Raw genomic sequence first — 13,532 nt, 5'->3', positions numbered from 1 at the left:
CAATTACGGTTTTCTCTTTATAACAATTTTATTTAATCTCTCAGATTATACCAAACCAGCTTGAATTAAATACTCAGCGATTTGAATCGTGTTTGTAGCAGCACCTTTTCTTAAGTTATCAGCAACAATCCACATGTTTAAAGTATTTGGCTGGCTTTCGTCACGACGGATTCTTCCAACAAAAACATCATTTTTACCTTCAGCATATAATGGCATTGGATAAGTAAAGGTATCTAAATTATCTTGTACCGTTACACCGTCTGTATGGTGTAAGATTTCGCGAACTTCGTTTACATCAAAATCATTTGTAAACTCAACATTTACTGCTTCGCTATGTCCACCTACAACAGGAACACGAACCGCTGTAGCCGTAACTCTAATCGTGTTATCAGCAAGAATTTTTTGAGTTTCACGAACTAACTTCATTTCTTCTTTAGTGTATCCGTTATCTTCAAAACTGTCGCAGTGAGGAATTGCATTTCTGTGAATTGGATATTTGTAAGCCATATCACCTTGAACTCCTGCGTACTCATTTTCTAATTGTTTTACCGCTTTTACACCAGTTCCAGTGATTGATTGGTAAGTAGAAACAATGATTCTTTTGATATTGTATTTTTTATGCAAAGGCGCCAAAGCCATTACCATCTGAATTGTAGAACAGTTTGGATTTGCAATGATTTTATCTTCTTTAGTTAAAACAGCAGCATTGATTTCTGGAACTACCAATTTTTTAGTAGGATCCATTCTCCATGCAGATGAATTATCAATTACAGTAGTTCCTGCAGCAGCAAATTTTGGAGCCCATTCCAAAGAAGTATCTCCTCCAGCAGAGAAAACGGCAATATCTGCTTTCATATCTACTGCTGTCTGTAAACCAACTACTTTATATTTTGTTCCTTTATATTCAATCTCTTTTCCTACTGATCTTTCAGAAGCAACAGGAATTAATTCTGTAACTGGAAAATTTCTTTCCGCTAAAACTTTAAGCATTACTTCGCCAACCATTCCGGTAGCACCAACAACTGCAATTCTCATTTTTATATTTTTAAATAATCAATTAATCTAATTTGTAGGGCAAAAATAAGTATAATAAAAGTCTTGGCAAGGTGATTCACAAAAAATAACAAAATGTTACAAAACAAACATTTTGTAAAAAAACCGCCTCTTTAGAAGGCGGTTAAGTTAGACTTAGTGTAGCGGTATTATATTTTTATTTATTTTTCAATAAATCTCTAATCTCTGTAAGCAATTCTTCCTGAGTTGGTGCTGCAGGTTGGTTTGGTGCTGGTTCTTCTTTCTTTTTAAGACTGTTTAAAGCTTTTATAATCAGGAACAAAACAAACGCTACGATGATAAAGTTAATTACTGCCGAAAGAAACATTCCGTATTTAACTCCACCAAAAGCAGTTAAATCTTCTATTCTTGATAAATGAGCTGCATCTAAAGCTGGTTTTAGTACTAAAGGTGTAATTACATCTTCGATAAATGAACTTACAATTTTACCAAAAGCCGCTCCAATGATTACTGCAACAGCAAGGTCAACCACGTTGCCTTTCATTGCAAATGCCTTAAATTCTGAAAAAAATCCCATATTTGATCTGTTTAGTTGAATATTAAATGAATATCGAAAATACGCAATTTTCCTTAAAATTCCGTGCTCTATCGAAAAAATACGCGCTTTACTCGTTGCGAAATACTAGTCATAATCTCGTATGGAATTGTTTTTAAAGCTTCTGCCATCTCAATAACGGTTGGGCTTTCGCCGAAAATAATTACTGGGTCTCCTTCTTTGCAGTCAATTTCAGAAACGTTTACCATCAGCATATCCATACAGACACTGCCTACAATTGGTGCTTTTTGATTCTTTATGGTTACAAATCCAACTTCATTTCCCCATAATCTTGAGATTCCGTCTGCGTATCCAATTGGAATCGTTGCGATTTTAGTTTCTTTTTGCGCCATAAAACGGCGTCCGTAACCCACGCTATCTCCGCCCGGAATAACGCGAACTTGAGAAATAATTGATTTTAAAGTTCCTACATTTTCTAAATATTTCTGTTCTGCCGGATCATTGGAAACTCCGTACAAACCAATTCCTAAACGCACCATATTGTATTGTGAATTCGGGAAATTGCTAATTCCAGAAGTATTTAGAATATGTCGAATTGGATTTATGTTTAATTCGTTTATCAATCTCGAAGACAGTTTCTCGAACAACGCAATTTGTTTGTTTACAAAGTCATAATGTTTTGGATCATCGCTGGTCGCCAAATGAGATAAGATACTTTGCACTCGAACGGTTGAGTTTCCTTTTAAAGTTTCAATCAATTCTTCGATCGTGTTTTCTTCAAAACCCAAACGATGCATTCCAGTATCAATTTTGATATGAATTGGGAAATCTTTTAATTTCTTTTCTCGGGCAATTTTCAAAAATGCATTTAAACCTTTTATGCTGTAAATTTCAGGTTCTAACTGATATTGTATAATCGAAGGAAAACTGGTTGATTCTGGATTTAAAACCATAATTGGCAGTTTTATTCCGCCATTTTTCAATGATATTCCTTCATCGGCGAAAGCCACACCTAAATAATCAACTTTATGATGTTCTAATAATTTAGCAATTTCAAGTCCACCATTTCCATAACCAAACGCCTTAACCATTACCATCATTTTGACATTTGGAGCCAGTTTTGATTTAAAGTAATTAAAGTTGTGACTAATGGCGTCCAGATTGATTTCAAGAACCGTTTCGTGTGTTTTCTCCTCTAGAAGCGACACAATTTCTTCAAACTCAAAAGATCTTGCTCCTTTTATTAAGATGGTTTCATTCTGAAAATTCAAACTTTCAACTGATTCTATAAAATCAGCTGTGTTTTGAAACATTGTACTGTTCGGAAATTTAGCTGCAAATGAAGAAATGGTTGCTCCGATACCAATTACACGATTAATTTTATTATCGGTAATTAACTGCGCTACTTTAGAATACAATTCTTCGTTTGAAAATCCACTTTGGAAAATATCTGATAAAATAACCGTTTTTGAGGCGCCTTTTTTTGTTTGACTCTCCAAGAAATCCAAAGCAATTTTGAGAGATTGAAAATCAGAACTGTAACTATCATCAATTAGACTGCAATTGTTAATTCCGTTTTTCACTTCTAGACGCATTCGAACCGGATAAAGCATCTCAATTCGGCTTTGAATATTGGCTTGATCGTAATTAAAATACAATAAAACCAACAAACACGAAATAGCGTTTTCTATAGAAGCCGAATCGCTAAACGGGATTTCTAAATCAAAAACTTCATTCTGATATTGATATTGAATAAACGTGTGGTCATTTTTACTTTCTTTTTTCAGAATAAAAACGTCTGCCGCTTTATCGGTAAAACTCCATGAAAAAAGCTTTCGCGGATGCATCATATATTCTGCGGCAAATTGCGTCAAGCAAGAATCGACAACGTCGTTTTTTTGATAAATAATGATCGGACAGTCTTTAAACAAAAGCAATTTTTCATCGATCTTCTGCACTAAATTTAAAAATCCTTCATCGTGTGCAGAGCCTATGCTTGTGAGAACTCCAATATTAGGTTTGATGATTTTCTCCAGTTTAATCATTTCATTAACTGTCGAAATTCCCGCTTCAAAAATCCCTAAATTATGTTTTTCGTTAATGGCAATTACCGAAAGTGGCACCCCAACCTGAGAATTGTAACTTTTAGGACTTCTTATAATATTATAGTCAGGACTCAATAAAAAATTAAGCCATTCTTTTACAATAGTTTTTCCGTTACTTCCTGTTAGTCCAATAACTGGAAAATGAAATAGATTTCTATAATAAGCTGCAAATTCCTGCAATGCATCCAGTGTATTTTCTACAACTAGAAAATTAGCTTTATCGGACAGACCTTCCGGAATGTATTGCACCACAAAATTCTGAACTCCTTTTTCTATTAAATCAGGAATAAACAAATGAGCATTGTTGTTAACGCCAGCCAAAGCAAAAAACAAGGTTTGCGATCCGTTTTGAAGAGAACGGCTGTCTATCGAAATATGATCAATGAAAACATCAGTTTCCAAACCTTCCCATTTGGCGTTCAGAACTGAAATCAGGCTTTTTAAATTTAGGCTCATTTAGAAATATCTTTTTTTCAAAATTAAGATATTAAAGACAGAAAAGAGTTGTGATTTTCTTAAAAATGTTGCCACAAATTACACCAATTTTCACGAATTATTTTTTGAAGCTTAGCCACTACTGATAGCTAGTGGGATAAAGGATTAAACTGATTTTTAGTTAAAATAATTACAAATGAGTTCGTGAAAATTGGTGTAATTCGTGGCAGAAAACATTTATTGAGTATATTTGTTTTTACACCATAAATTTCCGCATTTTGAAAAAAATACTTCCACTTTTCTCTTATATATTACACCCGATTTTTATATCGTTGTATGCCACTTTGTTTTATTTGTTCTGTAAAGGAGACCTTTTTAGCACACAAGAAAAATACTTTGTTTTATTACAGATTTTGGTCATTAATGTAATTGTGCCCATCTTGTTTTATCTGTTACTTAAATCAACTGGCCATGTAAAAACGATCATGCTCAGTCAAACTTCAGAACGCACTATTCCGTTAATTCTACAGTGTTTTTTGTATATTTTATTGGTAAAAAGAAGTATCGTAATTGTACGTTATCCTGAACTTCATTTCTTTTTTCTAGGAGCGTTATTCAGTGCGATTCTGGCTTTGGTTTTTGCCCTTTTTAAAATAAAAGCAAGTCTGCACATGGTTGCCATCTGCGGTTTTGCCATTTTTGTAATAGGCTTAAACATTCATCTTCAAATGCACAATCCATATTGGCCGGCTCTACTGATTTTATTGTCAGGAGTTGTCGCATCATCCCGCTTAGAAATGAAGGCACATACATCTAGAGAAATATTAATTGGTTTATTTATTGGGATAATGCCGCAGCTTTTATTTTTATACTTGTGGTTATAAAATATAAAAAATCAATCCTGCATTTAAGGTTTTCATGTTGATTTTTTCTCCAGATAATGTGGTTGCAGAATCAAACAACGGACTTAATCCATAATACAAATACACATTCCATGTATTATATCCTGCCGCCAAATATGGGCCGTATTGAAACTTATTGATAGATGCATTATTATTGATTCGATACGTTTTTTCTCCGTCATCTAAAATAGAAGAATCGGAGAAAACATAACTCAATTTAACTCCACCATAAATACGCCAGAACTTAGTGCTTTCATAAGTTGAATTACGCCATCTAAACTCTATCGGAAGATCTACAGAATATTGTCTGTAACGGTTGGAAACAAATTGTCCTGAATCGTTTACACCATAAATAATATTACCTGCTCCGTCTTGAGAAATGGTTAAGTTTTGATAATAGTTTTGATAACTCAATCCTAATCCTGCAGCAATTGCAATCGTTCTGGATTTATTAACAGGCATATCACGAAGAAAACCTCCAGAAAGTCCTAAAGAAAATTTATTTTGTTTGAACTTAATCGGAATATCGGTAAACATATTATAAGTCACCGAAAAATAAAACTGATCTTCTCGATACAAAGAATCTATTTTTACGACTGGTTTTACTTCAGGCTTAACCTCTTCTTGTGCAAAAGAGCTGAAAAAAGTGAGTAAAAACAGGCAAGTAAAAATAATTCGCATATCGTAAATTTGGTTTTAAAAGAGGATTTTAAAATAAACGCTTTTCTGCGCTTATTTATTTCATATACAAATATACTATAATGCTTTTTTTAGCAATGCTAAGAAATACAAATATTCTTATTTTACTTGCTAATAAAAATAATTGCTGCATATTTTTCAATAAATCAGCTGGGAACAGTAAAAAATAAATGAATTTTCTTCTTATGTTTTATACCTTTGCAGGAAATGAAGAAAAAGCAGCTCATATTAAGTCTTTCGTTTGCTGTCACGATATTGTTTTCAATATTGTTTCAGTCCATACACAGTTATGAGCATATCGTAAAACAGCTTTCAGAAAAACAGTGTCATCATAATTACAATGATCCTAATGGCGAAATAACGCATCAGCATCACGATTATGACGTTTGTTTTGTTTGCCATTTTGCTTTTGAATCATTTGTTATTCCGCAGGATTTCTCTTTTCAATTTCATTCTTTTGATAAGGAAACCCCGTATTTCTTCCCTTTTTCAGAGAAGATATTTTCAGTTTCAATTACCTCTTATTACTTACGAGGCCCTCCTACTGTTATAGTTTCTTAAGTTTTCGTTTTTCGAAAAAAATCACATTTCTTTTAATCTAAATTCAAAAAGCATTGAGTTTTCTAATCCTGTTTCTGTAATCGGGATCAGAATGCTTTATTGTTGGTTTTGGTTTTTATTCAAAAGAAAAAAATCAATTTAACTATAGCATCATTTTCAAATGAAAAAATTTATAATTGCCCTTATTTTAGGGTTCTCGGGCATTGTTTCCGCTCAAAATTCAGTTTCGGGTATTGTGACTGATAATCAAAATAATCCATTACCCGGCGTTTCTGTTTATGCACCTGAAATTCACAAAGGAACTACTACAGATGCAAACGGAAAGTACGAATTAAATAATCTTCCAAACGGAAGTCTTAGACTTGCTTTTACTTATGTTGGATATGCCAACCAAAATAAAACTATTGTAAAATTATTGAAACAAAACACTTTAGACATTACACTTGAAGAGTCTATCTTAGAAATGGATGAAGTGGTGGTTTCTACTCCATTTAATAAATTACAATCTCAGAACGTAATGAAAATTGAGCATGAAAGCATCAAAACTTTACAGCAAAAAGGAACCTCAACTTTAATTGAAGGTCTGGCTACAATTCCCGGAGTTTCTCAGATTTCAACCGGAACTTCTATCGGAAAACCGGTAATTCGTGGATTGAGCGGGAACCGTGTTTTAGTGTATTCTCAGGGTGTCCGTATCGAAAACCAACAGTTTGGAGACGAACATGGTTTAGGTTTAAACGATGCCGGAATCGAAAGTGTTGAAGTTATAAAAGGACCAGCTTCTTTATTATATGGTTCTGATGCTTTAGGTGGAGTTTTATACTTTAATCCTGAAAAATTTGCTGATGCAGGCGATTTTAAAGCTAATTTCAGTCAAAAATATTTTACCAATACACAAGGAAGTAATTCTTCTATCGGATTAAAAACTTCTACTGATAATTGGAAATTTTTAGCTCGTGGAAGTTACAACACTCATTCTGATTACAAAATTGCCGATGGCGACCGCGTAACGAATTCTCGCTACAATGAAACCGATTTTAAAACTGGAATTGGATACAGCAACTCTACTTTTTCAAGTGTTTTAAGATACAACTACAACAAACTCGACATTGGAATTCCAGAAGACGGAATTGCAGCACAATCTTCAAGCAAAGACACTCAATTTCCAAGACAAGGAATTTTCAATCATTTATTGAGTTTGAATAATGTTATCTTTTTTGAAAACTCAAAATTGGATGTTGATTTAGGATATATTGCCAATGACAGAAGCGAATTTGAAGACAGCAACGAAGCTTCTCTTCATATGAAACTAAACACTTTCAACTACAATGCAAAATATCATTTTCCTAAATTCGGAAAAATTGAAACGATTGTAGGTGTTCAGGGAATGCACCAAACGAATAAAAATTCTGGTGAAGAATATTTAATTCCGGATGCAACAACAAACGATTTTGGTGTTTTTGGAACTGCTAATTACGAGTGGAACAACAGCGTGTTACAAGCCGGATTGCGTTTTGACAACAGAAACATTACATCAATCGAACACGGAATTGAAGGTGAAGAAGGCTATTTTTTACCTCTTGACAGATCTTTCGACAGCTTTAATGCTTCTTTAGGTTATAAAACAAAATTGGCTGAGCCATTAACGCTTCGTTTAAACGTTGCAACAGGATTTAGAGCGCCAAACTTAGCTGAATTGACTTCAAATGGTGTTCACGAAGGAACAAATAGATACGAAATAGGAAATGCAAATCTGAAAACGGAGCAAAACGTTCAAACCGATTTGAATTTAGAATACAAGAATTCACACTTTGAATTCTTCGTAAACGGATTTTACAATCACGTAAACAATTATATCTACACTTCACCAACTGGAGAAGTTCTGGAAGATAATGATGTTTTTGCTTATGTTCAGGATAATGCTCAATTGTATGGTGGTGAAGTTGGTTTACACTTTCATCCACACCCTTTAGACTGGTTGCATTTTGAAACAAGTTTTGAAACGGTTACTGGAAAAAAAGACAATAATGATTATCTGCCTTTAATTCCTGCCAACAACTGGAATAACACACTTAGAACTGAATTCAATATCAAAAACTGGTTAAGCGAAGGTTTTGCATCTTTAAATGTTTCTTCTACTTTTAGTCAGGATAATGTTAGTGGTTTTGAAACAGCTTCAAAAGGATATACTTTGGTTAATTTAGGTTTTGGAGGAACTGTAAAACTAGGAAAAACTGCTTTTGACATTAACTTAAACGGAAACAATTTATTTGATAAAAAATATATTGCACACCTTTCAAGACTGAAAACAGACGGTATTCCGAATATTGGAAGAAACATCGTTTTGGGAGTTAATTTTAATTTATAATCTTTATTTAACCGCAAGGCACGCTAAGTTTTATTCTAATTAGTAACGCTTAAAAGAATCTCGCAAAGTTGCAGAGGCGCAAAGAAATTTTAAAACTTTGCGCCTCTGCGACTTTGCGAAATTAATTTTGCGTGCTTTGCGTAAACTCTTTGCGTACTTTGCGGTTAATAACACAACAATCTCACAAAAAGTATTATTTTTGTTACAACAGATAAAAACTAACTATGAAAAAAACTTTTTTATTAATGGCACTAACAACTGCAGGAATTTCATTTGCACAAAACAAAATCAAATATCCCGAAACCAAAAAAGGAGAAACTGTTGATGTTTATTTTGACACCAAAGTAAGCGATCCTTATCGTTGGCTTGAAGATGATAAATCTGCCGAAACTGGAGCCTGGGTAAAAGCTGAAAACGAAGTAACTTACGCTTATTTAGATAAAATTCCATTTCGTTCAGCACTTAAAAAACGAATGGAAACACTTTGGAACTACGAGAAAATAGGAGCTCCGTTTACAGAGGGAAAATTTACCTATTTTTCTAAAAACAATGGATTACAAAATCAATCTGTTGTATACAGAAAAGGGAAAGATGGAAAGGATGAAGTTTTCTTAGATCCCAATACTTTTTCTAAAGATGGCACAACTTCACTTGGAGGTCTAGATTTTTCGAAAGACGGTACTAAAGCGGCTTATTCAATTTCTGAAGGAGGAAGTGACTGGAGAAAAGTGATTATCATTGATGCCTTGTCTAAAAAGGTTTTAGAAGATACTTTGGTAGACATAAAATTCAGCGGCGTGTCTTGGTACAAAAATGAAGGTTTTTATTACTCTAGCTATGACAAGCCAAAAGGAAGCGAATTGTCTGCAAAAACAGATCAGCATAAATTGTACTTTCATAAGCTAGGAACTTCTCAAAAAGACGATAAAGTAATTTTTGGTGCAGATCAAAAAAGAAGATATGTTAGCGGTTATATAACAGAAGATGATCATTATTTGATTATCACTGCAGCAAATTCAACTTATGGAAATGAATTGTATATTAAAGATTTGACTAAACCTAACAGTCCAATTGTTACTATTGTAGATAATTTCAACAGTTCTAATTCAATCATTGAAAATGAAGGAACAAAATTATTCATACATACTGATTACAATGCTCCTAATGGCCGTGTTGTTACTGTAGATGCAGCAAATCCGAAAGCAGAAAACTGGAAAGATTTTATCAAAGAAACAGAAAATGTTTTATCTCCTTCAACAGGTGCTGGATACTTTTTTGCAAATTATACAAAAGATGCCGTTTCACTTGTACTGCAATATGATTACACTGGTAAATTAATTCGTGAAATCAAACTTCCTGCTGTTGGATCTGCTGGCGGTTTTGGAGGAAAAAAAGAAGAAAAGATTTTATATTACAGTTTTGCCAATTATACAACTCCGGGAAGCATTTATTCGTTTGAACCAAAATCAGGAAAATCTGAAATCTATCAAAAACCGAAAGTAGATTTCAAAAGTGAGGATTATGAGTCAAAACAAGTTTTTTATACTTCAAAAGACGGCACAAAAGTCCCTATGATTATTACTTACAAAAAAGGAACAAAATTAGATGGTAAAAACCCAACAATCTTATATGGTTACGGCGGATTCAATGTTAGTTTGACTCCAAGTTTCAGCGTTGCAAATGCAGTTTGGATGGAAAACGGTGGCGTTTATGCTGTCGCTAATTTAAGAGGTGGCGGTGAATACGGAAAAAAATGGCACAATGCAGGAACTAAACTTCAAAAGCAGAACGTATTTGATGATTTTATCGCCGCTGCTGAATATCTAATTGCTCAAAAATATACGTCTTCAGATTATTTAGCTATCCGTGGAGGATCTAACGGAGGATTATTAGTTGGCGCCACAATGACACAACGTCCTGATTTGATGAAAGTGGCTTTACCTGCTGTTGGAGTTATGGACATGCTTCGTTACAATGCTTTTACAGCTGGTGCTGGATGGGCTTTTGACTACGGAACGGCTCAGGATAATAAAGAAATGTTTGAGTACTTAAAAGGATATTCGCCAGTTCATAATGTTAAAAAAGGAACAAATTATCCTGCAACAATGGTAACTACAGGAGATCATGATGATCGTGTAGTTCCAGCTCATAGTTTTAAATTTGCTTCTGAATTGCAGGAAAAACAAGCAGGAGAGAATCCAGTTTTAATTAGAATTGATGTCAAAGCTGGTCACGGAGCAGGAAAATCTGTTGCGGCTACTATTCAAGAAAATGTAGACATTCAAGCTTTTACGCTTTACAATATGGGTTTTAAAGCTTTGCCTTCAAAATAAGACTTTAAACTAATTTTTTTAGCCACGAATTCACGAATTATTTTTGTGAATATCGTGGCTTTTTTGTTTCACGCAGATTCCGCAGATTTTTGGCAGATCTAAGCTGATTTAATTTAAAAATCTGCACGCATCTGTTTAAATCTGCAAAATCTGCGTGAAATTAATTCGTACTAATTCAATATAGATTTTTTTAAACATGTAGATTAAAATAAATTCGTGAATTCGTGGCTAACTTTTTTAAATAAACCATTTACACTAAATTTGAGAAACTTAAAACTTAAACCATGAAAATTATAAAATGGGGAATTATTGGCTGCGGTAATGTAACAGAAGTGAAAAGCGGACCTGCTTTTCAGAAAGCGCCAAACTCTGCTTTAGTTGCTGTAATGCGAAGAGATGCTGCACTTGCCGAAGATTACGCCAAACGTCATAACGTTCCGAAATGGTATTCGAATGCTGTAGATTTAATAAATGATCCAGAAGTTGATGCGGTTTATATTGCCACTCCTCCATCTTCTCATAAAGAATATACGATTTTATGTGCCAAAGCTGGAAAACCTGTGTATGTTGAAAAACCAATGGCTTTAACTTTTGAAGAATGCAACGAAATGATTAATGCTTGTAAAGAACATAATGTCCCTTTGTTTGTTGCTTATTACAGAAGAGCCTTACCTCGTTTTCTAAAAATAAAGGAATTAATTGACAAAGGCAAAATTGGAACTATACGACATGTAAACTGTGTTTTGTATCATCCTTTTGAAGCTCGTTATGATGACGAAATCAATCTTCCATGGACTGTTTTACCACATATTTCAGGCGGAGGAATCTTTGTTGATTTGGCTTGTCACACTCTAGATTTTCTTGATTTTGTTTTAGGTCCGATAAAATCAGTTCGCGGACATGCGACTTCTCAATTAATGGCTTATCCAGCAGAAGATGCTGTTTCGATGTCATTCTTATTTGAAAACGGAATTCATGGATCTGGTATCTGGAATTTTGCGAGTTTTGAGCGTTATGATAATACCGAAATTGTAGGTGACAAAGGAAAAATATCATTCTCTACTTTCGGAAATGATCCAATTCATATTCAATATGCAAATGGAGAAAAAGAAACCATTACTATAGAAAATCCGTTACACATTCAACAGCCGTTTATCGAAACTGTTATGGCTGAATTATTAGGAAAAGAAAATGCATCTCCATCAAAAGGTGTTTCGGGTTCAAGAACAACTTGGGTAATTGATCAGGTTTTGAAGGAGTTTAGAGAGGCTTCTAAATAGTATTTTCCGTTTTGTCATTTCGACCACAGGAAGACTCGAGCGATAGCTAACATACGAAGTAAATCACACTAGCAACTCCGTAAAGAACTTCGCCAATCTTTGTCGAATCTCGCGTGTGATTTCTCCCTGCGGTCGAAATGACAAAATACACAAAAAGAGGATATTCTTTCAAATATCCTCTTTTTATAAAACTATAATAACGGAATAAAATTATAGACTGTATTTGATACCTAATGTTAATCCTAAACCAGAAATTCCAACGTAAGAGCTTAATTCATCTGTTGGTTTTGATGAATCAACACCATTTGGATTTGTTGCTGCATTATTCGAATTCACATCTAATCTGTCTCTATAATTTGTATGGATTTGAGCAGTAGTTCTAGTTCCTAAGGCATCTTGACCATTCATTTTAAACTCAGTAGTTTCTTTAGTTTTCCCGTGAACAGTAAAGTTACGATACTCTAATTCAGCAAAAGCAGAAATATGTTTTCCTAATTTATAAGAAGTACCTAAAGCAGCTGAAAAACCAATAGTTGGATTTGGCTTAACTTTATCCACGCTATGAACAGCAGCAGTTGCAGGATTCGCAACACCTGTCGGTACGATTGCATCAGTGGTAATTTCTAAATCTCCATGAACTGGAACTAAAACCCCAACTTTAGTATATGGTTCAAAACCATGTGCTTCACCTAAAAACATTACAAGTGCTGGAGCAAGATCAAATGCTGTAATTTGACCAACCGATTTAAAATTGTAAACAGGCTTTCCACCTGAAACAAAAATTGCATCTGTAGTTGTTTGCGCCATTTTCTTATCATTACTTGTATAGTAATTTACCCCTAACTCAACTCCTAAACGTGTAGAGAAGCGATATCCAGCAGTTACGCCAGTTCTAAAACCTTGTCCAAATGAACCTGTGACACTTTTTTCAGAAACTAATTTTCCTCCTACGTAAGTTCTATCTAAAGCTGGATTTCCTCCAACTGTTGGAAATTCAGTGGAAGCTGTTTGGTTGAAATAAGATCCACCCAATTTAAAATACCAGCTTTCTGGTTTGTCTGCTTTTTCTGTTTGCGCCATCATGGTCATTGAGCAAACTAATAATCCTAATAAAAATAGGTTCTTTTTCATAATTTTGAATTAATTGATTTATACAAACTTAGAACATTAAACACATTCTTACAATTTGTAAAGTTAGACTTGGAACGAAATCGTTGTAATTTCGGGCAATATTACTAAAAAACTATTATGCATGCATATTTTTAACACAAAAAATTAA

The 13,532-nt window shown here is 33.9% G+C and carries 10 protein-coding genes; 5 read left to right on the top strand and 5 right to left on the bottom strand.

Features of this window, described 5'->3' with window-relative positions:
- Positions 1-45: 45 nt before the first annotated feature.
- From BM289_RS02670 to BM289_RS02660, 3 genes are all read right to left on the bottom strand, one after another.
- Positions 46-1,035, bottom strand: coding sequence for an aspartate-semialdehyde dehydrogenase (locus BM289_RS02670; RefSeq protein ID WP_091490639.1), 990 nt, complete (start codon positions 1,033-1,035; stop codon positions 46-48).
- A 175-nt stretch (positions 1,036-1,210) separates the two neighbouring features.
- Entirely contained in the window at positions 1,211-1,591 is a 381-nt protein-coding gene (gene mscL, locus BM289_RS02665) for a large conductance mechanosensitive channel protein MscL (protein ID WP_091490638.1), read from the bottom strand.
- Between the two features lie 68 nt (positions 1,592-1,659).
- The gene (locus BM289_RS02660) at positions 1,660-4,131 is read right to left on the bottom strand and encodes a bifunctional UDP-N-acetylmuramoyl-tripeptide:D-alanyl-D-alanine ligase/alanine racemase (RefSeq protein WP_091490637.1); all 2,472 of its coding nucleotides are present in this window, start codon (positions 4,129-4,131) and stop codon (positions 1,660-1,662) included.
- A gap of 257 nt (positions 4,132-4,388) precedes the next feature.
- Here BM289_RS02660 and BM289_RS02655 point away from each other — a divergent pair, with 257 nt between their 5' ends.
- The gene (locus BM289_RS02655; protein ID WP_244165307.1) at positions 4,389-4,994 is read left to right on the top strand and encodes a hypothetical protein; all 606 of its coding nucleotides are present in this window, start codon (positions 4,389-4,391) and stop codon (positions 4,992-4,994) included.
- Here the strand turns inward: BM289_RS02655 and BM289_RS02650 are convergent.
- On the bottom strand, positions 4,989-5,693 hold the full coding sequence (locus BM289_RS02650) for a porin family protein (RefSeq protein ID WP_091490636.1): 705 nt from the start codon (positions 5,691-5,693) through the stop codon (positions 4,989-4,991). The genes BM289_RS02655 and BM289_RS02650 overlap by 6 nt on opposite strands.
- Positions 5,694-5,918: 225 nt before the next feature.
- Here BM289_RS02650 and BM289_RS02645 point away from each other — a divergent pair, with 225 nt between their 5' ends.
- The 4 genes from BM289_RS02645 (at position 5,919) to BM289_RS02630 (ending at position 12,253) form a co-directional block, all read left to right on the top strand.
- On the top strand, positions 5,919-6,272 hold the full coding sequence (locus BM289_RS02645; RefSeq protein WP_167365372.1) for a hypothetical protein: 354 nt from the start codon (positions 5,919-5,921) through the stop codon (positions 6,270-6,272).
- A 160-nt stretch (positions 6,273-6,432) separates the two neighbouring features.
- Complete coding sequence (locus tag BM289_RS02640; protein WP_091490634.1) at positions 6,433-8,640, top strand: TonB-dependent receptor; 2,208 nt, start codon at positions 6,433-6,435, stop codon at positions 8,638-8,640.
- A gap of 224 nt (positions 8,641-8,864) precedes the next feature.
- A complete protein-coding gene (locus BM289_RS02635) occupies positions 8,865-10,973 on the top strand; it encodes a prolyl oligopeptidase family serine peptidase (protein ID WP_091490633.1) in 2,109 nt (702 codons plus the stop codon).
- Positions 10,974-11,257: 284 nt separating this feature from the next.
- Positions 11,258-12,253: a Gfo/Idh/MocA family protein gene (locus tag BM289_RS02630; RefSeq protein ID WP_091490632.1), complete on the top strand. Its 996-nt coding sequence runs from the start codon at positions 11,258-11,260 to the stop codon at positions 12,251-12,253.
- Between the two features lie 210 nt (positions 12,254-12,463).
- Here the strand turns inward: BM289_RS02630 and BM289_RS02625 are convergent, their stop codons facing one another.
- Positions 12,464-13,384, bottom strand: coding sequence for an outer membrane beta-barrel protein (locus BM289_RS02625; RefSeq protein WP_091490631.1), 921 nt, complete (start codon positions 13,382-13,384; stop codon positions 12,464-12,466).
- Positions 13,385-13,532: the final 148 nt, after the last annotated feature.

Source organism: Flavobacterium phragmitis (assembly GCF_900112575.1).
GTDB lineage: Bacteria > Bacteroidota > Bacteroidia > Flavobacteriales > Flavobacteriaceae > Flavobacterium > Flavobacterium phragmitis.
Note: the sequence above shows the minus strand (reverse complement) of the source record. Positions and strands in the feature narration are given on the sequence as shown.

Excerpts from the sequence above, each read along its gene's own strand:
- BM289_RS02670 (WP_091490639.1), bottom strand. The coding sequence starts at position 1,035 with ATGAGAATTGCAGTTGTTGGTGCTACCGGAATGGTTGGCGAAGTAATG.
- mscL (WP_091490638.1), bottom strand. The coding sequence starts at position 1,591 with ATGGGATTTTTTTCAGAATTTAAGGCATTTGCAATGAAAGGCAACGTG.
- BM289_RS02660 (WP_091490637.1), bottom strand. The coding sequence starts at position 4,131 with ATGAGCCTAAATTTAAAAAGCCTGATTTCAGTTCTGAACGCCAAATGG.
- BM289_RS02650 (WP_091490636.1), bottom strand. The coding sequence starts at position 5,693 with ATGCGAATTATTTTTACTTGCCTGTTTTTACTCACTTTTTTCAGCTCT.
- BM289_RS02645 (WP_167365372.1), top strand. The coding sequence starts at position 5,919 with ATGAAGAAAAAGCAGCTCATATTAAGTCTTTCGTTTGCTGTCACGATA.
- BM289_RS02640 (WP_091490634.1), top strand. The coding sequence starts at position 6,433 with ATGAAAAAATTTATAATTGCCCTTATTTTAGGGTTCTCGGGCATTGTT.
- BM289_RS02635 (WP_091490633.1), top strand. The coding sequence starts at position 8,865 with ATGAAAAAAACTTTTTTATTAATGGCACTAACAACTGCAGGAATTTCA.
- BM289_RS02630 (WP_091490632.1), top strand. The coding sequence starts at position 11,258 with ATGAAAATTATAAAATGGGGAATTATTGGCTGCGGTAATGTAACAGAA.
- BM289_RS02625 (WP_091490631.1), bottom strand. The coding sequence starts at position 13,384 with ATGAAAAAGAACCTATTTTTATTAGGATTATTAGTTTGCTCAATGACC.